15 protein-coding genes are annotated in these 19,709 nt (G+C 62.8%); all 15 read left to right on the forward strand.

The features are described 5' to 3' along the window. Positions 1 to 15 precede the first annotated feature (15 nt). The 15 genes from BFP92_RS24945 (at position 16) to BFP92_RS25015 (ending at position 19,561) form a co-directional block, all read left to right on the forward strand. A complete protein-coding gene (locus BFP92_RS24945; protein WP_065931566.1) occupies positions 16 to 2,010 on the forward strand; it encodes a methyl-accepting chemotaxis protein in 1,995 nt (664 codons plus the stop codon). A 90-nt stretch (positions 2,011 to 2,100) separates the two neighbouring features. Beyond that, complete coding sequence (locus tag BFP92_RS24950) at positions 2,101 to 2,559, forward strand: SRPBCC family protein (protein ID WP_065931567.1); 459 nt, start codon at positions 2,101 to 2,103, stop codon at positions 2,557 to 2,559. A 177-nt stretch (positions 2,560 to 2,736) separates the two neighbouring features. Next, positions 2,737 to 3,180 carry a YqaA family protein gene (locus tag BFP92_RS24955; protein ID WP_065931568.1) on the forward strand — a complete coding sequence of 148 codons (444 nt, stop codon included), beginning with the start codon at positions 2,737 to 2,739 and terminating at the stop codon, positions 3,178 to 3,180. Positions 3,181 to 3,223: 43 nt separating this feature from the next. Beyond that, positions 3,224 to 4,240 (forward strand): alpha/beta fold hydrolase, encoded by a 1,017-nt coding sequence (locus tag BFP92_RS24960; protein ID WP_065931569.1) that lies wholly within the window; start codon positions 3,224 to 3,226, stop codon positions 4,238 to 4,240. Between the two features lie 26 nt (positions 4,241 to 4,266). Continuing rightward, complete coding sequence (locus BFP92_RS24965; protein WP_065931570.1) at positions 4,267 to 5,217, forward strand: D-2-hydroxyacid dehydrogenase family protein; 951 nt, start codon at positions 4,267 to 4,269, stop codon at positions 5,215 to 5,217. A gap of 584 nt (positions 5,218 to 5,801) precedes the next feature. Beyond that, positions 5,802 to 7,358: a glycogen synthase GlgA gene (gene glgA / locus BFP92_RS24970; RefSeq protein ID WP_081321457.1), complete on the forward strand. Its 1,557-nt coding sequence runs from the start codon at positions 5,802 to 5,804 to the stop codon at positions 7,356 to 7,358. 39 nt (positions 7,359 to 7,397) lie between these two features. Then, a complete protein-coding gene (gene treZ, locus BFP92_RS24975; RefSeq protein ID WP_065931571.1) occupies positions 7,398 to 9,143 on the forward strand; it encodes a malto-oligosyltrehalose trehalohydrolase in 1,746 nt (581 codons plus the stop codon). Then, positions 9,140 to 11,224 carry a 4-alpha-glucanotransferase gene (malQ, locus tag BFP92_RS24980; RefSeq protein WP_065931572.1) on the forward strand — a complete coding sequence of 695 codons (2,085 nt, stop codon included), beginning with the start codon at positions 9,140 to 9,142 and terminating at the stop codon, positions 11,222 to 11,224. The genes treZ and malQ overlap by 4 nt, the downstream gene beginning before the upstream one ends. Continuing rightward, complete coding sequence (locus BFP92_RS24985) at positions 11,221 to 13,977, forward strand: malto-oligosyltrehalose synthase (protein ID WP_065931573.1); 2,757 nt, start codon at positions 11,221 to 11,223, stop codon at positions 13,975 to 13,977. The genes malQ and BFP92_RS24985 overlap by 4 nt, the downstream gene beginning before the upstream one ends. A 24-nt stretch (positions 13,978 to 14,001) precedes the next feature. Then, on the forward strand, positions 14,002 to 14,271 hold the full coding sequence (locus BFP92_RS24990) for a DUF2934 domain-containing protein (protein ID WP_017138916.1): 270 nt from the start codon (positions 14,002 to 14,004) through the stop codon (positions 14,269 to 14,271). Positions 14,272 to 14,394: 123 nt separating this feature from the next. Continuing rightward, the gene (gene glgX, locus BFP92_RS24995; protein WP_065931574.1) at positions 14,395 to 16,554 is read left to right on the forward strand and encodes a glycogen debranching protein GlgX; all 2,160 of its coding nucleotides are present in this window, start codon (positions 14,395 to 14,397) and stop codon (positions 16,552 to 16,554) included. Between the two features lies 1 nt (position 16,555). After that, positions 16,556 to 17,554 (forward strand): acyl-CoA dehydrogenase family protein, encoded by a 999-nt coding sequence (locus BFP92_RS25000; RefSeq protein WP_065931575.1) that lies wholly within the window; start codon positions 16,556 to 16,558, stop codon positions 17,552 to 17,554. Next, positions 17,551 to 18,309 carry a PIG-L deacetylase family protein gene (locus tag BFP92_RS25005; RefSeq protein WP_065931576.1) on the forward strand — a complete coding sequence of 253 codons (759 nt, stop codon included), beginning with the start codon at positions 17,551 to 17,553 and terminating at the stop codon, positions 18,307 to 18,309. Before BFP92_RS25000 ends, BFP92_RS25005 begins: the two co-directional genes overlap by 4 nt. Next, on the forward strand, positions 18,306 to 18,905 hold the full coding sequence (locus BFP92_RS25010; protein ID WP_065931577.1) for an SAM-dependent methyltransferase: 600 nt from the start codon (positions 18,306 to 18,308) through the stop codon (positions 18,903 to 18,905). Before BFP92_RS25005 ends, BFP92_RS25010 begins: the two co-directional genes overlap by 4 nt. Further along, a complete protein-coding gene (locus BFP92_RS25015) occupies positions 18,902 to 19,561 on the forward strand; it encodes a glycosyltransferase family 2 protein (RefSeq protein ID WP_065931578.1) in 660 nt (219 codons plus the stop codon). The genes BFP92_RS25010 and BFP92_RS25015 overlap by 4 nt, the downstream gene beginning before the upstream one ends. The last annotated feature ends 148 nt before the right edge of the window (positions 19,562 to 19,709 follow it).

Consider the following 19,709-nt stretch of genomic DNA (forward strand, 5'->3'; position numbering starts at 1 on the left):
GTAAGGACGACCCCCATGCCTCCACTGCGCTCCATCCAAACCCGCTACACCCTGTTTCTGGTGCTGTTCGTCCTGCTGATATTGGTGTTGACCGTCGTCGGGATCGGCCAGTTGGTGGCCCCCACGCTGCGCCATACCGAAGAACAGGTGGTGCTCAACCGCGTCGCCGAAGTGGCTGAGCGCATTCAGGGCGAACTGAACAAGGTTCAAGCCCAGCAACGCAGCATCACCCAAACCATTCCCCTGCTCGACAGCGATGCCATCGACAAAGTGCTGCCCGGCCTGGTGGATCAATATGGCGAGCTGAAAGTCTTCGGCGGCGGTATCTGGCCACTGCCCAACCAGCGCGCCCCAGGGCGCAACAAGTTCAGCACCTTCTGGCACCGCGACGCGTCGGGCAAATTGGCGGTCAATACGTTCTGGAACAGCGACGCTGCGCCCAACTACTATGACCAGAGCTGGTACAAAGGCGGCCTCGCCTCGCCGCGCGGCCAGTGCGCCTGGGCCGCCGCCTACAAGGACGACGCCAGCCAGGAGCCACGCACCAACTGTGCCATGGCCATTCAGCGCGATGGCGCAGCCTATGGCGTGGCCACCATTGACGTAACCCTGGGGTTCTTCAATGAGCTGGTGGCCAGCAAGGAAAAAGACATCGGCGGCCAGATGCTGATCGTCGAAGGCGACGGCAAGATCATCAGCAACAGTTCGCGCATCAGCGGCCCGGTGGTGTTGAAGAACATCAGCGAACTGGTCGGCACCTCGGCGTTTGCCGCCCAGGTGAGTAAAGCCCTGGCCCACCGCGACCAAGGGCTTGTACGCGCCGAGTTCGACAACCAGGGCGTGGCCAGCACCTTCTACTTGCGCCCGATCGAGGGCACGCCGTGGTTCCTCGCCACCGCCCTGCCCACCTCGTTGATCACCGCCCAGCGTGATGACGTACTCGGCAGCCTGGCCCTGATACAAATCCCCATGGTGTTGCTGCTGGTGCTGCTGGCCGCTTATGCGATCCGCCAACTGGTGCAGCGCATGAAGTCGTTGAAGACCAATATCGATGCCTTGTCCGCCGGCGATGCCGACCTGACGCGGCGCATCACCATTCGCGCCGAAGACGAACTGGGCGCCATCGGCCATTCGGTCAACCATTTTATCGTCTACTTGCAGAACATGATTGGTGAAGTGACCCAGGCCACGGGCGCCATGTCATCGAGCCTGGCGCAACTGCAGCAGACATCGGCCCACACCAACCAGATCCTGGTGCGCCACGCCTCGGAGACCGACCAGACCGTCACCGCCATCACGCAAATGAGCTCGACTGCCGACACCGTGGCGCAAAACGCGGCGGAAACCGCCTCGTTCACCCAACGCGCCAACGAACACGCCGACCGTTCCCGCGTGGTGGTGGGCGAAGCGTCCACCAGTGTCAGCGCATTGATCGGCGAAGTCGCCAGCGCCACCCACACCGTGGAGGCCATGCGCCAGGACGCTGCACGCATCACCGAGACCCTCGGGGTGATCGGCGCGATTGCCGGCCAGACCAACCTGCTGGCCCTCAACGCGGCGATTGAAGCGGCGCGGGCCGGCGAGCAAGGCCGTGGTTTTGCGGTGGTGGCCGATGAAGTGCGGGCGCTGGCGGCACGCACCCAGGCCAGCACCTCGCAGATCAACGAGATGCTCGCGCGCCTGACCACCGGCGTGAGTTCGTCGGTGGCAGCCATGGAAAACACCCAGGCCAGTTGCCAATCGGCGGCCGACGCGACGGCACGGGTGAACACCGGGCTGGACGAGATGGCCGGCTCCGTCAGCCATATCAATAACCTCAGCACCCAGATCGCCACGGCGGCCGAGCAGCAAAGCGCGGTGACCGAGGAGATCAACCGCAGCATGGTGCAGATCCGACAAATGGTCGATGAGTTGGTAGAAAGTGGCCACGCCACGCAAACCAACACCCAGAGCCTGTTGGATGCCAATGGCCGGGTCATTGCGTTGATGGGCCGCTTCAAGGTGCGCTGATAAAAGACTGAGACACTCCCGTGCAATGCGCGGGAGTGGGGCTATTCTGACAGTTCTCAGGACAAACTCTCGCCACACAGGAGGTGTGTCATGCATGCAACTGAGCATTCGGTCCGCTTGGAGCGGATCAGTCAGGAGCGCTTCATCCAGGCACCTATCGAGGTCATCTACGACTACGTGACCCAGCCGGATCGCTGGCACGAGTGGCACCCCACCTCCCTGAGTGCCGACACCGGCACCACCGGCTCACTGCCGGCCGGCGCGCGTTTTACCGAAATCATCGACCTGCTGGGCGTGCGCGTTCCCTTGAGCTATCGCGTGCAGATCGCCCGCTGCCCCGGTGAATTCAAAACCGTGTTCACCTCCCTGGCGGTAGACGGTTCGATTCACTACTTCCTGCAACCCCATCGTGGCGGCACGCTGTTCAGACGGGTGCTCACCTACGAGACCGAGTTGCAACTGGCCACCTTGCACGCGCGCATGGTCGAGCTGTCGGCCATTGCCCTGGATCAGCTCAAACACCGCCTTGAAAACGCGGCTTTCGTATAATTTAGATACATTACTGACGCCCTATCACCCTGTGGGAGCTGGCTTGCCTGGGATGACGTCGTCATGATCGCCGCAAAATTCCGACGCCGTCCTCTTGCCCACGAGACCCGCATGAAAATCCCCTTGCCACTGGCCTTACTCTGCGCCCTGTTCACCACCACCCTGGCCCACTGATTAATGTTCGCCGGTTACCTGGGGCTGTTTTTCGCCGCCTTCGGCGCAGCCACCCTGCTACCGCTGCAATCGGAAGCCGTGCTGGTAGGCTTGCTGTTCAGCGGGCACTACAGCCTGTGGCTGCTGCTGGGTATTGCGACCTTGGGCAATGTGCTGGGGTCGGTGGTTAATTGGTGGCTGGGGTTTTCGATTGAACGCTTCAAGGGACGGCGCTGGTTTCCGGTCGGTCCCAAGCATCTGGAAAAAGTCCGTCGCAATTATCAGCGCTGGGGATACTGGACATTGTTGCTCAGTTGGGTGCCGATCATTGGTGACCCCTTGACCTTGGTCGCTGGTGTGATGCGCGAACCGCTGTGGCGGTTTTTGCTGCTGGTCACCCTGGCCAAGAGCCTGCGCTATGGCGTACTGGCGGCGCTGACCTTGCAGTGGGTGTTAATCCCCACTTAATCCCCTCGCAACAGCATCCGGGCATTCCCATCGGAGCCCTTACATGTCGCTAATTCGCGCCTTCTGCATCGCCGGCCTGCTGACGGCAAGCGCCACTCCCGCCCTCGCCGCTACGGCCCTCGCCACTGCCTATGGCCCCGAGCTGCAAGGCTTTCAATACCCTTACCCGGTCGAACATTTCAGTTTCCAGTCCCAAGGCAAAACCCTGCAAATGGGTTATATGGACGTGCCCGCCAAGGGCCGTGCCAATGGCCGCAGCGTGGTGTTGATGCACGGCAAGAACTTCTGCGGCGCGACCTGGGAAGATTCGATCAAGGCCTTGAGCGCAGCGGGTTACCGCGTGATCGCGCCGGACCAGATCGGGTTTTGCACCTCCAGCAAACCCGACCACTACCAGTACAGCTTCCAGCAGCTGGCGATCAACACCCATCAACTGCTGGAAAAACTCGGCATTCAAAAGGCCACCCTCATCGGCCATTCCACCGGCGGCATGCTCGCCACCCGTTATGCACTGCTGTATCCGCAACAAACCGAGCAGTTGGCGCTGGTCAATCCCATCGGCCTGGAAGACTGGAAAGCCTTGGGCGTGCCCTATCGCAGCGTCGACCAATGGTACGAGCGCGAGCTGAAACTCAGCGCCGACGGCATTCGCCAGTATGAACTCAACACTTACTACGTCGGGCGCTGGAAGCCGGAATACGAGCGTTGGGTCGACATGCTTGCCGGCCTGAATAAAGGCCCCGGCCACACCCAGGTCGCATGGAACTCGGCGCTGATTTACGACATGATCTTCACCCAGCCGGTGTACTACGAGTTCAAGGACTTGCAGATGCCCACGCTGCTGCTGATCGGCACTGCCGACACCACCGCCATCGGCAGCGATATCGCGCCGCCGGCGGTCAAGGCCAGGCTCGGTCACTACGACGTGCTGGGCAAACAGGCGGCCAAGCTGATCCCCCATGCGACCCTGGTGGAATTCCCGGGCCTGGGCCATGCACCGCAGATGGAAGAACCGGCGCAGTTTCATCAGGCACTGTTGCAGGGGTTGAACGCCCTTTAATCCAACCTATTTCGAGGCACTCGTGAATGTCGGTACAGATCGCAGTCATTGATGATTGGCAGAATGTAGCCAGTGGTGTGGTGGATTGGTCGGCACTGGCGGCGGTGGGCCAGGTGCACTTTCTGCACGATTACCCCGCCGATACCGCCACGATGGTTGAACGTTTGCAGGGGTTCGACGTGATTTGCCTGATGCGCGAGCGCTCAACCTTCGATCAGGCCCTGTTGCAAGGCCTGCCCAAGCTGAAACTGCTGGTGACCGGCGGCATGCGCAACGCGGCCATCGACATTGCCGAAGCTAAAGCCCTGGGCATCCAGGTGTGCGGCACCGACAGCTACAAGCAGGCGGCGCCGGAATTGACCTGGGCGCTGATCATGGCCTCGACCCGCAACCTGCTGGCCGAAGCCAACTCACTGCGCGCCGGCGGTTGGCAGATCGGGCTGGGCGGCGACCTGTATGGCAAAACCCTGGGGGTTCTCGGGCTGGGCAGCATCGGCCAGAAAGTCGCGCAGTTTGGCCAGGCATTCGGCATGCGCGTGATTGCCTGGAGCGAGAACCTCACGCCGGAGCGCGCCGCCGAGGCGGGTGTGAGCTGGGTCAGCAAGCGTGAGTTGTTTGAACAGGCGGATATTCTGAGCGTGCACCTGGTGCTCAGCGAGCGCAGTCGCGGCCTGGTAGATGCCCAGGCGCTGAGCTGGATGAAGGCCAGTGCGCGTTTGGTCAATACATCACGTGGGCCGATTGTGGATGAACAGGCGCTGATCGAGGCGTTAACAGCTAGGCGACTGGCAGGGGCCGCGCTGGATGTGTATAGCGAAGAGCCACTACCGGTTGATCATCCCTTCCGGCGTCTGCCGAATGTGTTGGCCACGCCCCATGTCGGGTATGTGAGTGAACAGAATTATCGGCAGTTCTATCAGCAGATGATCGAAGACATCCAAGCCTGGGCCAGCGGGACGCCGATTCGCAGCCTGTAAGCGGTATGGCATGCAGGCCTGTTGTGGCAAGCAGGCCATTGTGGCGAGCAGGCTTGCCCTGCGTTGGGTTGCGCAGCAGCCCCATAATGAACACACCCCATCTATCTGACGCACCGAGTGGGCCATTTGGGAGCGCTGCGCGCTCCAACGCAGGGCAAGCCTGCTCGCCACAACAAGCCTGCTCACAACATCTAGGCAATTCGCCACCATTCCTCAGCCGTTCTCGCAAAATCACAGCAATTGTGAACTGTGCATATGGTTACAAGTTTTTTGTCCTACAAAAAACGCCTATAAACCATACGGGCTCTGGGATCTGTCCTAGACTCATGACCGATGGGTCCGTTCCAAAACAAAAACCCCGCAAAAAATCGAAACTTTACAACTCTGCCGCAGGTCAAGTTTTTAAGGGAGGCGAGCGCAGGCGATTCAGCCGAATGCCCGTCCATCCACTCTTTTTTCGCAATGAGTGCAACTGGCATACGCCTTGCCAGTTTGTACTGTGCTTGTGCGCCTGGCCGCAGGATGTGGCCAATCGGAGCCGATGGCAGCGGGCCATCAGCCGACCCAATATGTAGGAGAGAACGATGATCAGTGCTGCAGTCGATACTCAGGGAGAGCGTTTTAGTCAGCCGGCAGGGGGACCGACTTCGTTGGCCGACCTGCCCAACACTGTGCGGCCGATCGTGAGTCAGAACCCTAATCGAAAGAAAGTCCTGTTTGTGACGTCCGAATTCGCCGACCTGGTGAAAACCGGCGGCTTGGGCGACGTCTCCGCCGCCCTGCCCCGTGCCATGGCGCACCTGCATGATGTGCGCGTGCTGATCCCCGGCTACCCGCAGGTGATGGAAAGCGACAACCCGATCCATATCATCGGCGAACTGGGCGGCCACGCGGCGCTGCCGCCGTGCAAGATCGGGCGCATGGACCTCAAGGATGGCCTGGTCATCTATGTGCTGATCTGCCCCGAGCTCTACGAGCGTGAAGGCACGCCGTACGGCGCCAACAACGGCCGCGACTGGCCGGACAACCATATTCGCTTCGCCCGCCTGGGCCTAGCCGCCGCCGACATGGCCGCCAACCTCGCACAAATCCACTGGTGCCCGGACCTGGTGCACGCCCACGACTGGCCCGCAGGCCTGGCGCCGGCTTATATGCACTGGCGCGGGTCGCGCACCCCCACGCTGTTCACCATTCATAACCTCGCCTACCAGGGTGTGGTCAGCCTGGCCTCGACCCCTGAGTTGGGCATTCCACCCCACGCCCTGCAACAGGAAGGCATGGAGTTCTACGGCAAGATGTCGTTTCTCAAGGCCGGCATGGCGTATTCCAGCCATATCACCACCGTGAGTGCGACCTACGCCCAGGAAATCACTACGCCGGAATTCGGCTGTGGCCTCGATGGCTTCCTCGCCAGCAAGACCCAGCAAGGCCTGCTCAGTGGGATCCCCAACGGCATCGATGAAAGCTGGGAAACCTCAACCGACACGCACCTGACCCATAACTTCAATATCGGCGATTGGGAAGGCAAGGCGGTCAACGCCGCCCATGTACGTGAACTGTTTGGCCTGCACGATTCCACCGGCCCGCTGTTCGCGGTGGTCTCGCGGCTGGTGTACCAGAAAGGCCTGGACCTGACCGAAGCGGTCAGTCGTTATATCGTTGAAAACGGCGGCCAGATCGCGATTATCGGCCGCGGCGAGCCGGAAGAAGAACACGCCATGCGCGAACTGGCCCTGCGCTTTCCTGGCCAGGTAGGTGTGCGCATCGGCTTCAATGAAACCGATGCACGGCGCATGTTCGCCGGCAGCGATTTCCTGCTGATGCCGTCGCGCTACGAGCCGTGTGGTCTGAGCCAGATGTACGCCCAGCGTTTCGGCTCGCTGCCGGTGGCGCGCAATACCGGCGGCCTGGCGGACACCATCGAAAATGGCGTCACCGGCTTTCTGTTCAATGAGTCCACCGTCGAGAGCTATGAAGAAGCGCTGAGCCGCGCGTTCAGGGTATTTGCCAATAAAGGCCTGCTTAACGCCATGCGCAGCCGCGCCATGACCCAGCCGTTCAACTGGAGCCAGGCGGTGGAACCCTACGCTGAACTGTATGAACAGCTGGTGGCCAAGGCCTTGGGGAAACCCACGAAGTAATTTTTAGTTGTTGTTTTAAAAAAAGGGAGGTCTTCATAGATGCCGTCACGGACTCTGGAAACCTGGCCCCACGGCGCAATCATGCTGGACGCGCAACACACGCGTTTTGCCTTGTGGGCGCCAGACGCATTTTATGTCAGCGTTGAATTGCAAGACGGCAAGTCCATCGCCATGCTGCCCCAGGCAGATGGCTGGTTCGAGGTAGAAACCAAGTGCCCGGCGGGCACTTGTTACCGCTACAACATCGACGGCGAACAGGACGTGCCGGACCCGGCATCCCGGGCCCAGGCGACTGACGTACACGGCTGGAGCGTGGTCGTCGATCCCCTCGCCTATCAATGGCGACACAGCCAGTGGCAAGGTCGCCCTTGGCACGAGGCCGTTATCTACGAGCTGCATGTCGGCGCAATGGGCGGTTATGCAGCCGTTGAAAAACAGCTACCCCGCCTGGCCGAGCTTGGGGTGACCGCCATTGAACTGATGCCGCTGGCGCAATTTCCCGGCGAGCGCAATTGGGGCTACGACGGCGTACTGCCCTACGCCCCGCAAGCCTCCTATGGCTCCCCCGAACAACTCAAGGCCCTGATCGACAGTGCCCACGAACACGGTTTGGCGGTGATCCTGGATGTGGTCTACAACCACTTCGGCCCCGACGGCAATTACCTGGGCCAGTACGCCCAAGGCTTCTTTGAAGAAGACGTGCACACGCCCTGGGGCGCCGGGATTGATTTCGATCGCCGCGAGGTGCGCGACTTTTTCCTCGACAACGCGCTGATGTGGTTGCTCGAGTACCGCTTCGACGGCCTGCGCCTGGACGCGGTGCACGCCATCGACAACCCCGGTTTCCTCAAGGAACTCGCGCATCGGGTACGCCAGCAGGTGGACACCGGCCGGCACGTGTGGCTGGTACTGGAAAACGAACTCAACCAGGCCAGCCTGCTCACGCACGACTTTGATGCGCAGTGGAACGACGACTTCCACAACGTCCTGCACGTGCTGCTCACGGGCGAAACGGATGCGTATTACAGTGACTTCGCGCAAGGCCCCACCGAGAAACTTGCGCGCTGCCTGGGCGAAGGTTTTGTCTACCAAGGCCATACCACCCGCCACGGCCACACACGCGGCGAGCCCAGCGGCGACCTGCCACCCAGCGCCTTCGTGGCGTTTTTGCAGAACCACGACCAGGTCGGCAACCGTGCCTTGGGCGAGCGCCTGCACCAACTGTGCTCGCCCCAGGCGCTGAAAGCAGCCACCACCTTACTGCTGATGTCGCCGATGATTCCGCTGATGTTCATGGGCGATGAAGTCAACGCCGAGCAGCCGTTCCTGTTTTTCACCGATCACCACGGTGAACTGGCCGAAGCCGTACGTGAAGGTCGGCGTAACGAATTCGCCGACTTCGCAGCGTTCAAGGACCCTGAGCGGCGCGAACATATTCCCGACCCCAACGCGCTGCCGACCTTTCTACAGTCGGCGCCCCGCTTCACCGAGAACGAACACGCGCAGCTATACCGCCAGCTGCTGAGCCTGCGCCATCGGCATATCGTGCCGCACTTGCCGGGCAGCGTGGCCCTGGGCGCGCAGGTACTGGCCGACGGCGCCGTCACCGCGCGCTGGCGCCTGGGCAACGGCAGCGTGTTACAGATCGACCTGAACCTGGGCGCCACGCCGCTGGATCACCCGGCGCCGCCACACCTGCTATTCGAGACGTCTGCCCATGGAGGCGCGCAACTGGCGCCCTTGAGTGCACGCGTCGCCTTATCCCCTGTTGGAGATCACCCTTGAGCGAAGCGAACCTGGAAATACTCGCCAGCCGCGCGGGCCTGGCCGTCGATTGGATCGACGCAAACGGCCGCCCGCAACATGTCAAACCCGCCGCCTTGCGTGCCGTCCTCAAAGGCCTGGGCCACCCGGCCGATACCGACGCCGAGATCGATGCCAGCCTGCTCGAAATGGAACGGGTGCAACAAGACAAGCACCTGCCGCCACTGATGACTGTGGATACCGGCGTAGGTCTGGACCTCGCGCGTTACTTCGCCCCGGACACACCCTGCCGCGTCAGCCTGGAACAGGGCGAAACCCTCGAATTGCGCCTGGATGGCAATGCCGAACTGCCCGGCGTGATCGCACTGGGTTATCACCAGGTGCATATCGACGACCAGACTTTCACCCTGGCCGTGGCCCCGACCCATTGCTACAGCGTCGGTGAAGCGGTCGACAGCCAATCGGCCCGCGCCTGGGGCCTGAGTGCGCAGCTGTATGCACTGCGCCGCCTGGGTGACGGCGGCTTCGGTGACACGTTGGCGTTGGAGCACCTGGCCCGCAGCGCCGCCGAGCGCGGTGCCGACGCCTTGGCCATCAGCCCGATGCACGCCATGTTCAGCGCCGACACCGAGCGCTACAGCCCCTATTCACCCTCCAGCCGTTTGTTCCTCAACAGCCTGTATGCCTCGCCCGCCTGCATCCTTGGCGAGCGCGAAGTGCGCAACGCCATCGAGGCACTGGACCTCACCGATGAGCTGCACGAGCTGGAGCGGCTCAGCCTGATCGACTGGCCCACCGCCGCCCGCGCCAAGCAGCGCCTGTTGCGCGCCTTGTATGAAGATTTCCGCCACGGCCAGCACCCGCAACACGCCGACTTCCTGAGCTTTCGCCAGGCCGGCGGCGAAGCCCTGGAAAACCACTGTCGCTTCGAAGCCGTGCAAGCCCTGCGAGCCGCCGCCGGTGAAGACCTCGACTGGCGCCACTGGCCCGAAGCCTGGCGCTCGCCACAGAGCCCGGCGCTGGCGCAATTTGCCGCCGAGCATGCGCAAGAAATCGGTTATTTCGCCTTTTGCCAATGGCTGATCGCCCGCTGCCTGGAGCGCGCGCAACAAGCCGCGCGTGGCAGTGGCATGGGCATCGGCCTGATCGCAGACCTGGCCGTGGGCGCCGACGGCGGCGGCAGCCAGGCCTGGAGCCGGCAGGACGAGTTGCTGGCCAACCTTACCGTCGGCGCGCCACCCGATATTCTCAACCGCGCGGGCCAAGGTTGGGGCATTTCGGCGTTTTCCCCCGAAGGCCTCAAGCGCAACGGCTTTCGCGCCTTTATCGAGATGCTGCGGGCCAACTTCGCCCACGCCGGCGGCCTGCGCATCGACCATGTGATGGGCCTGCAACGCCTGTGGGTCATTCCCATGGACGCTACGCCGCGCGACGGCGCCTACCTGTATTACCCGGTGGATGACCTGCTGCGCCTGCTGGCGCTGGAATCCCACCGCCACCAGGCCATCGTGCTCGGTGAAGACCTGGGTACGGTGCCCGATGGCCTGCGCGAAAAACTCAGCGGCCGCTCGATCCTGGGCATGCGCGTGTTGCTCTTTGAGCAAAACCACGAAGGCCACTTCACGCCGATCCTCGACTGGCCGGACAACGCCCTGGCCACCACCAGCACCCACGACCTGCCGACCCTCAACGGCTGGTGGCACAGCCGCGATATCGAATGGAATATCCAGCTGGGCCTGATCGATGCGCCCACCGTGGAGCAGTGGAGCGAACACCGCCTGCGCGAGCGCCAGGCGCTGCGCCAGGCCTTGAGCCAGGACCCGCAGAACTTCGTCGATGAAATCCGCAACGACACCGACCATATGATCGACGCCAGCGTGCGCTACCTGGGCCATACCCGCGCGCCGTTGGTGCTGTTACCGCTGGAAGACGCGCTGGGCATCGAGGAACAAGCCAACCTGCCCGGCACCACCGACACCCACCCCAATTGGCGCCGCCGCCTGCCGGGTGAGGCCGCCAGCCTGCTCGACAACAACGGCGCCGCCCGTCGTCTGGAGTTGCTGGCCGTGGCGCGCAACCAAGCCCATGAGCGTGACCGATGAATGCGTTAACCTTGCGCGCGACCCAGCGCCTGCAATTTCATAAAGGCTTTACCCTGGATGATGCCGTGCCGCTGGTGCCCTACTTTGCCCAGCTCGGCATCAGCCACCTGTACGCCTCGCCGCTGCTTGCCGCCCGCGCCGGCTCCATGCACGGCTACGACGTGGTTGACCCGACCCGCGTCAACCCCGAGCTTGGCGGCGAGCCGGCCTTGCACAGGCTGGTTGCGGCGCTGCGTGCGCACGGGATGGGGCTGATCCTTGATATCGTCTCCAACCATATGGCCGTCGGCGGCGCGGACAACCCGTGGTGGCTGGACCTGTTGGAATGGGGCCGCCTGAGCCCCTACAGTGAGTTTTTCGATATCCAGTGGCACTCGCCGGACCCGCTGCTCAAGGGCCAGTTGCTGATGCCGTTTCTGGGCAGCGACTACGGTGAAGCGCTGCAAAGCGGCAACCTGGCGCTCAAGTTCGATGCCGTGCAGGGCGGTTTTTACGTCGAGCATTACGAGCACCGCTTCCCGATTTGCCCGCGTGACTACGCCATGATCCTGGGCAGCGATGAGCCGTTAAAGCCCCTGGCCGAGCGTTTCAGCGCCCTTGCCTTCCAGGATGACGCTTACACCGAAGCCGGCTGGCTCAAACACGTGCTGGCCGAACGGGCCACCGAAGCCTCAGTGCTGCACGCTATCAAGCACCGGCTGGCCGAATTTGATGGGCGCCAGCCGGACGGCTTCAATCACTTGCACGCCTTGCTGGAACAACAGGTGTATCGGCTGGCCAGCTGGCGCACCGCAGCGGACGATATCAACTGGCGGCGCTTCTTCGACGTCAACGAACTGGGCGGCCTGCGCGTAGAACGCAGCGCCGTGTTCGAAGCCACCCACGGCAAGATTTTCGAGCTGATCAGCCAAGGTCTGGTGGACGGCCTGCGCATCGACCATATCGACGGGCTGGCCGACCCACGCGGGTATTGCCGCAAGTTGCGTCGGCGCGTGGACGCCCTTTCGCCCAACCGGCATTTGCCGATCTTCGTGGAAAAAATCCTCGGTGAAGGCGAAACCCTGCGCGAAGATTGGCAGGTAGACGGCACCACCGGCTATGAATTCATGAACCAGCTGTCGCTGTTGCAACACGACCCGGCAGGCTTCGGGCCGTTGGCTGAGCTGTGGACGCGCCACAGCGAACGGCCTGCTGCCTTTATCGAAGAGGCCTGGCTGGCGCGCCAGCAGATCCTTAACGGCTCGCTGGCCGGTGACTTCGAGAGCGTGGCCCAGGCGCTGCTGCAAGTGGCCCGCGATGACGTCATGACCCGCGACCTGACCCTGGGCGCGATCCGCCGTGCCTTGCAGGCGCTGATCGTGCACTTTCCGGTGTACCGCACCTACATCAGCGCCCGTGGGCGCAGTGCGCACGATGATGTGTTTTTCCTGCAAGCCTTGGCCGGTGCCCGCAGCACCTTGAGCGAAGGCGACTGGCCAGTGCTCGACCACCTGGAAAAATGGCTGGGCGGCCAGCCGTGGCGCAATCGCCCGGTGGGCCGTGAGCGCAAGATGCTCAAGCATGCCTGCGTGCGCTTCCAGCAGCTCACGTCGCCGGCGGCCGCCAAAGCGGTGGAAGACACCGCGTTCTATCGCTCGGCAGTGCTGCTGTCGCGTAACGATGTGGGCTTCAGCACCGAACAGTTCAGCGCACCGCTGGCGGACTTTCATGCGGCCAATCAACAGCGCCTGCGGACCTTCCCCGACAACCTGCTGGCCACTGCCACCCACGACCACAAGCGCGGCGAAGACACGCGGGCACGCCTGGCGGTACTGAGTGAATGTGCGCCGTGGTATGTCGAACAGGTCGAGCAGTGGCGGCGCCTCGCCGCACCGTTGCGCGATGATGCACACAGCCCGTCGGCGGGCGATGAGCTGATCCTTTACCAGGTGCTGCTCGGCAGTTGGCCGCTGGATACCCACCCGGACCTGCAGTCTTACCAGCAACGCCTGTGGCAATGGCAGCAAAAAGCCCTGCGCGAAGCCAAGTTGCAAAGCAGTTGGAGCGCGCCCAACGACGCCTATGAACAGGCGGTCGAAGCCTTCCTGTCACGCCTGCTGCTCAGCGATGCCGGCGCCACGCTACGCAACGCCATCGCCAGCGCCGCCCAGGCCATCGCCACGGCGGGTGCACTCAACGGGCTGGCGCAATCCTTGCTTCGTATCACCGTGCCGGGTGTACCGGACCTGTACCAGGGCGATGAGTTCTGGGACTTCAGCCTGGTGGACCCGGACAACCGCCGCCCGGTGGATTTCAACGCACGGCAACGCGCGCTGGATACCCCACCGAACATCGGCGAGCTGTTGTCCCACTGGCGCGACGGGCGTATCAAACAGGCGCTGATTGCCCAGGTGCTGGCCGTGCGCAAGGCCAATGCCGAACTCTTCCAACGCGGCAGCTATACCCCGCTGGAAGTGCTGGGCAAACACGCCGATCACGTCGTCGCATTTTGCCGCGCGTATCAGGGCAAACACCTGCTGGTGGTGGTGCCACGCTGGCCCCATCGCTTGCTGGAAAACGGTGAACAGCCCCATATCAATGCGCAGGTTTGGGGCGATACGCGGGTGAAATTACCGTTCGCCACCACAACACAAAACTGGAAGGGACTTTTTCATACAGGCGCAGTCACACCAAACAAGGAGCTGTTGATCAGCGCTGCCCTGGGGGATTTCCCGGTCAATGTCTTTATCAATTCCGATGATCAAGAAAGCTGAAAATTTTCTGTGAGGAGTATTGCGATGAGTACTGAAGACAAACGCATACGCGAGTTGGCGCATCAGATCTGGGAGTCCGAAGGCAAGCCCCACGGTGAAGATGCACGCCACTGGGAGATGGCGCGCAAGTTGGCCGAAGCCGAAGCGCTGACCCCGAGCAAACCCAAGGCTGCGGCCAAGCCCAAGACCGCGCCCAAGCCTGCGCCAAAAGCCAAGCCGCCGGCCCCGGCAGCCAGCAAGCCCGCACCGCCGGCGGCCAAGAAGCCTGCGGCGCCGAAAAAGCCCAAGCCTTAATAGCCCACGCGCCGCCTGCCGACACGCTCGGCAGGCGGCCCTGTTTACTTTTCAGTGCGTTAGCTGAGCAACCGTCGGCACGGTAGCGCTCGGCCCGAAAAAGACCCTTGCAGGAGCAATTTAATGAGCAAACCCGATAACAACCCAGCCACGCCGGAAAACGAGCCGTCGCGGATTCGTGAAGGTTTGCCCTTCCCTCTAGGCGCCACCTGGGATGGCCTGGGCGTCAACTTTGCGCTGTTCTCAGCCAATGCCACCAAGGTCGAGCTGTGCCTGTTCGATGACACCGGCGAGGTCGAACTTGAACGGATCGAACTGCCCGAATACACCGACGAAACCTTCCACGGTTACCTGCCCGACGCCCACCCAGGGCTGATTTACGGCTACCGCGTGTACGGTGCGTATGACCCGGCCAATGGTCACCGCTTCAACCACAACAAATTGTTGATCGACCCCTATGCCAAACAGCTGGTGGGTGAACTCAAATGGTCCGAGGCGCTGTTCGGCTACACCATCGGCCACCCGGACGACGACCTCAGTTTCGACGAACGCGACAGCGCGCCCTTCGTGCCCAAGTGCAAGGTCATCGACCCGGCGCACACCTGGGGCAACGACCAGCCGGTGCGGGTGCCATGGGACCGCACGATCATCTACGAAACCCACCTGCGTGGCATCAGCATGCGTCACCCGTCGGTGGGCGAGTCGGTGCGCGGCACCTGTGCCGGGCTGATGGAAGATGACGTGCTCAAGCACATCCGCCAGCTGGGCGTGTCATCCGTTGAACTGCTGCCGGTGCATGCCTTCGTCAACGACCAGCACCTGCTGCAAAAAGGCATGACCAACTATTGGGGCTACAACAGCATCGCGTTTTTTGCGCCCGACCCGCGCTACCTGGCCAGCGGCAAGATCGCCGAGTTCAAGGAGATGGTCGCGCACCTGCATGAACAGAAGCTCGAAGTGATCCTCGACGTGGTCTACAACCACACCGCCGAGGGCAATGAGCGCGGCCCTACCCTGTCGATGCGCGGCATCGACAACGCCTCGTACTATCGGCTGATGCCCGACGACAAGCGCTTCTACATCAACGATTCCGGCACCGGCAATACCCTGGACCTGAGCCACCCCTGCGTGCTGCAAATGGTCACCGACTCCCTGCGTTACTGGGCCACCGAGATGCACGTGGACGGTTTCCGCTTTGACCTGGCGACCATTCTGGGACGTTACCGCGACGGTTTCGACGAGCGCCACAGCTTCCTCGTGGCCTGCCGCCAGGACCCGGTGCTGCGCCAGCTGAAAATGATCGCCGAGCCCTGGGACTGCGGCCCCGGCGGCTATCAAGTGGGCAACTTCCCACCGGGTTGGGTGGAATGGAACGACCGCTTCCGCGACACCGTGCGCGCCTTCTGGAAAGGCGATGACGGCCAGTTGGCGGACTTTGCCGGGCGCATGACCGCCTCGGGCGAGATGTTCAACCACCGGGGGCGCAGGCCCTACAGCTCGGTGAACTTCATCACCGCCCACGATGGTTTCACCCTGCACGACCTGGTGTCGTACAACGACAAGCACAACGAGGCCAACGACGAGAACAACCAGGACGGCAGCAACAACAACCTGTCCTGGAACCACGGCGTCGAAGGCCCCACCGAAGACCCGGAAATCAACGCCCTGCGCCTGCGCCAGATGCGCAATTTCTTCGCCACGTTGCTGTTGGCCCAAGGCACGCCGATGATCGTGGCCGGTGACGAGTTCGCGCGCACCCAGCACGGCAACAACAATGCCTATTGCCAGGACAGCGAGATCGGCTGGGTCAACTGGGACCTGGACGACGACGGCAAGGCACTGCTCAAGTTCGTCAAACGCCTGATCAAGTTGCGCCTGGCCTACCCGATCCTGCGCCGTGGGCGCTTCCTGGTGGGCGACTACAACGAAGATCTCGGGGTAAAAGACGTCACCTGGCTGGCGCCGGATGGCAACGAGATGAGCACCGAACAGTGGGAAGACAGCCACGGCCGCTGCCTGGGCATGCTGATGGACGGCCGCGCCCAGGAAACCGGGATTCGTCGCCCAGGCGGTGACGCGACCCTGTTGCTGGTGGTCAACGCCCACCACGACATGGTGAATTTCCGCCTGCCGCCGGTGCCCCAGGGGGAATTCTGGACCTGTATGCTCGACACCAATGCCCCGGCAGTGCGCGGGCAGGAACGTTTTGATTTCGAGCACGAATACGCGGTGACGGGCCGTTCCCTGCTGCTGTTCGAACTGCAACGAGATGATGAGGTGTGACATGGCCCTGCATGGATTCCTTCAAGGCAACCGCAGCTACGCCGACACTCAGGCGCTGGGCGTTGCACTGAAGGCACTTCAGGAAGAAGGCCTGGACCAACTGCCATTGCCCGGCAGCGGCCAGACGCTCGAGCGCTTCAGCCGGCTGGCACAGGTGGCAGGTCATGACCTGCGCCTGTGCAAGCTGTTCGAAGGCCACACGGATGCCCTGGCGATCATCGCCGAGCTCGACAGCCCCTTGCCGCCCTTGGGCAGCGTTTGGGGCATGTGGGCCGCCGAACCGCCGACCGCCAAGGTGCGTGTGCGCCGTGACGGTCAGCGCTTGATCGTCGATGGGCGCAAAGCCTGGTGCTCGGGCGCTGCGGTGGTCAGCCATGGTTTGCTGACGGCTTGGGACGAAGACGACCGCCAGCAGTTGGTGGCTGTCGAGATGAACCAGCCCGGCGTCACCGTCACCCACGACGGCTGGAACGCCGTGGGTATGGCGGCCACCGGCAGTGTCGAAATCCTCTTCGATGAGGCCCATGGCATTGCGGTTGGCAAGCCGGGCGACTACCTGTCACGGCCGGGCTTCTGGCACGGCGGCGTCGGTATCGCCGCCTGTTGGTATGGCGGTGCACAACGCCTGGCGGAAGTGCTGCGCGCGCAGTGCAGCCAACGTCCTGAACCCCATGCGTTAGCGCATTTGGGCGCGGTCGACAGCGTGCTCAACAGCGCCGCCTGTGTGCTGCGCGACGCCGCTGAGCAGATTGACCGCGACCCTCGCGCCAATGCGCAGCTGTTGGCCCAACAGGCACGGGCGTGTATCGAGGAAACGGTCGAACAGGTCATGCACCATGTCGGTCGCGCGGTGGGTGCCGGGCCTTATTGCAAGGATCCGCACTTCGCCCAGTTGATGGCGGACTTACCCGTGTATGTACGCCAAAGCCACGCCGAGCGCGACCTGGCGGCGTTGGGAAAGCTGGTGGCAGACGAACCCACAGGGAGGTGGCTGTTATGAAACCCAACCCCATCGTTGGCCAGGGCACGCCACTGCACCAGTGGCAAGCTTCCTCCCTGATGGCTCAGTTGCCGCAGATCAGTGTCGAGCAGTTGGTGCCGGCAGGGCATCGCGCTGTCATCATTGCTCCGCACCCGGATGACGAAGTGCTGGGCTGCGGTGGCCTGTTGCAAGGCCTGGCCCTGCTGGGCCGGCCGATCCAGCTGATTTCCGTCACCGATGGCAGCGCCAGTCACCCAGGTTCCAGGCGCTGGCCGGTCCAGCGTTTGAGCGTGGTGCGCCCGCAGGAATCGGCCCAGGCCCTGCACCGCCTCGGCTTGCCGTTGCACAGCTTGAAATGGCTGCGTGCAGGTTTTGCCGACAGCCAGGTGGCGGCCCGTGAAGATGAGTTGAGCGCATTCATAGAGCGTTATCTCAAGCCCACCGACGTGGTGTTCACCACATGGCGCGAAGACGGGCATTGCGACCATGAAGCCGTTGGCCGCGCCAGCGCCAAGGCGGCGCAGGCGCTCGGTGCCACCCTTTACGAGCTGCCCGTGTGGACCTGGCATTGGGCAACGCCCGAAGACAGTCAGGTGCCGTGGCACCGTGCGCGCAAGATCGCGCTGACACCTGAAGCCGTGGCGCGTAAACGTCACGCCATTCATGCCTTTGCCAGCCAGTTGGAGGGCGACCCGCAGGTGGGCCTGGCACCGGTGCTGGCACCCTATGTGGTGGAGCGTTTGCTGCAACCTTTTGAAGTGGTGTTTGTATGAGTGTGGCCACGCCGTATTTTGATCAGTTGTTCGCCGGCAATGACGACCCATGGGCCTTTCGCCAGCGCTGGTACGAACAGCGCAAGCGCGCGTTGACCCTGGCCGTGCTGACCCGCCCCCATTACACGTCGATCTTTGAACCCGGCTGCGCCAACGGTGAGCTGAGTGCCGAGTTGGCAGCGCGCTGCGACCGCCTGGTGTGTTGCGACACCGCCGCCGCGGCCGTGGCGCTGGCGCAGACCCGCTTGATGGCGTTTCCCCATGCCCAAGTCCGGCAAAGCCGCCTGCCTCAGGAGTGGACGCCCGGCCAGTTCGAACTGATCGTGTTGAGCGAGCTTTGCTACTACCTCGATGCCGAAGACTTACAGCGCCTGATCGACTGCGCGCTCAACGCACTGACCGACAACGGCCAACTGCTCGCCTGCCACTGGCGCCCCCGCATCGACGGCTGCCCGCAAACGGCTGAACAGGTGCACGAAATGCTCGCGCAACGCCTGAGCATGGCCCACCTCGTCCAGCATCACGACACTGACTTTCTACTCGACCTGTGGAGCCGTGACGGCACCTCGGTCGCCAGCCATGAGGGCTTGCGATGATCGGCATTCTGATCCCGGTGCATAACGAGGAAGCGCTGTTGGGCGAGTGCCTCAAAGCCGCAATGATTGCCGCCCGCCACCCGGACTTGCTCGGCGAACCGGTGCAGATCCTGGCCGTGCTCGACAGTTGCAGCGATGGCAGCGCGGCGATTGCCCAAGCGTATCCGGTGCAGTGTTTGCAGGTGCAGGCACGTAACGTCGGGCATGTGCGTGGAGTGGGTGCGCGGCACTTGTTGAACCAGGGGGCGCGCTGGATTTCGTGCACCGACGCCGACAGCCGTGTCGCCCCCGACTGGTTGGTGGCGCAACTGGCCTTGGGCGCCGATGCCGTGTGCGGCACGGTAACGGTGGATGCCTGGAGCGAAGGCTTCGACGCCGCCGCCCAGATCCGCTACACCCAAGCCTACGAGGCCCGCGACGGCCATCGGCATATTCACGGTGCCAACCTGGGCGTGAGCGCCGCTGCCTATGTGCAATCCGGTGGTTTCGAGCCGCTGGCCTGCCACGAGGATGTGCAGCTGGTGCGCAACCTGGAACGCTGCGGCGCCTCAATCGCCTGGAGCCACACACCGCAGGTGATCACCAGCGCGCGCCTGAACTGCCGTGCACAGGGCGGTTTTGGTGACTACCTCAAAAGCCTGATGCAGGCCACCTGAAAATTTCCGCCGTGCACGATGTAAAAACGCTGAATCCTTGACTATGCTGAAATCGCCTTGCTGGTCATCCAGGGTTGGATGGCCGCAGTTCATCGCAGCGGAGCCTGTGCTGAGTACAAGAGCGTCGTCCCGTCAACGGGGTACGACC

It is taken from the genome of Pseudomonas sp. 58 R 3 (assembly GCF_900006605.1).
In the GTDB taxonomy this organism is placed as follows: domain Bacteria; phylum Pseudomonadota; class Gammaproteobacteria; order Pseudomonadales; family Pseudomonadaceae; genus Aquipseudomonas; species Aquipseudomonas salomonii.

Excerpts from the sequence above, each read along its gene's own strand:
- BFP92_RS24945 (WP_065931566.1), top strand. The coding sequence starts at position 16 with ATGCCTCCACTGCGCTCCATCCAAACCCGCTACACCCTGTTTCTGGTG.
- BFP92_RS24950 (WP_065931567.1), top strand. The coding sequence starts at position 2,101 with ATGCATGCAACTGAGCATTCGGTCCGCTTGGAGCGGATCAGTCAGGAG.
- BFP92_RS24955 (WP_065931568.1), top strand. The coding sequence starts at position 2,737 with ATGTTCGCCGGTTACCTGGGGCTGTTTTTCGCCGCCTTCGGCGCAGCC.
- BFP92_RS24960 (WP_065931569.1), top strand. The coding sequence starts at position 3,224 with ATGTCGCTAATTCGCGCCTTCTGCATCGCCGGCCTGCTGACGGCAAGC.
- BFP92_RS24965 (WP_065931570.1), top strand. The coding sequence starts at position 4,267 with ATGTCGGTACAGATCGCAGTCATTGATGATTGGCAGAATGTAGCCAGT.
- glgA (WP_081321457.1), top strand. The coding sequence starts at position 5,802 with ATGATCAGTGCTGCAGTCGATACTCAGGGAGAGCGTTTTAGTCAGCCG.
- treZ (WP_065931571.1), top strand. The coding sequence starts at position 7,398 with ATGCCGTCACGGACTCTGGAAACCTGGCCCCACGGCGCAATCATGCTG.
- BFP92_RS24985 (WP_065931573.1), top strand. The coding sequence starts at position 11,221 with ATGAATGCGTTAACCTTGCGCGCGACCCAGCGCCTGCAATTTCATAAA.
- BFP92_RS24990 (WP_017138916.1), top strand. The coding sequence starts at position 14,002 with ATGAGTACTGAAGACAAACGCATACGCGAGTTGGCGCATCAGATCTGG.
- glgX (WP_065931574.1), top strand. The coding sequence starts at position 14,395 with ATGAGCAAACCCGATAACAACCCAGCCACGCCGGAAAACGAGCCGTCG.
- BFP92_RS25000 (WP_065931575.1), top strand. The coding sequence starts at position 16,556 with ATGGCCCTGCATGGATTCCTTCAAGGCAACCGCAGCTACGCCGACACT.
- BFP92_RS25005 (WP_065931576.1), top strand. The coding sequence starts at position 17,551 with ATGAAACCCAACCCCATCGTTGGCCAGGGCACGCCACTGCACCAGTGG.
- BFP92_RS25010 (WP_065931577.1), top strand. The coding sequence starts at position 18,306 with ATGAGTGTGGCCACGCCGTATTTTGATCAGTTGTTCGCCGGCAATGAC.
- BFP92_RS25015 (WP_065931578.1), top strand. The coding sequence starts at position 18,902 with ATGATCGGCATTCTGATCCCGGTGCATAACGAGGAAGCGCTGTTGGGC.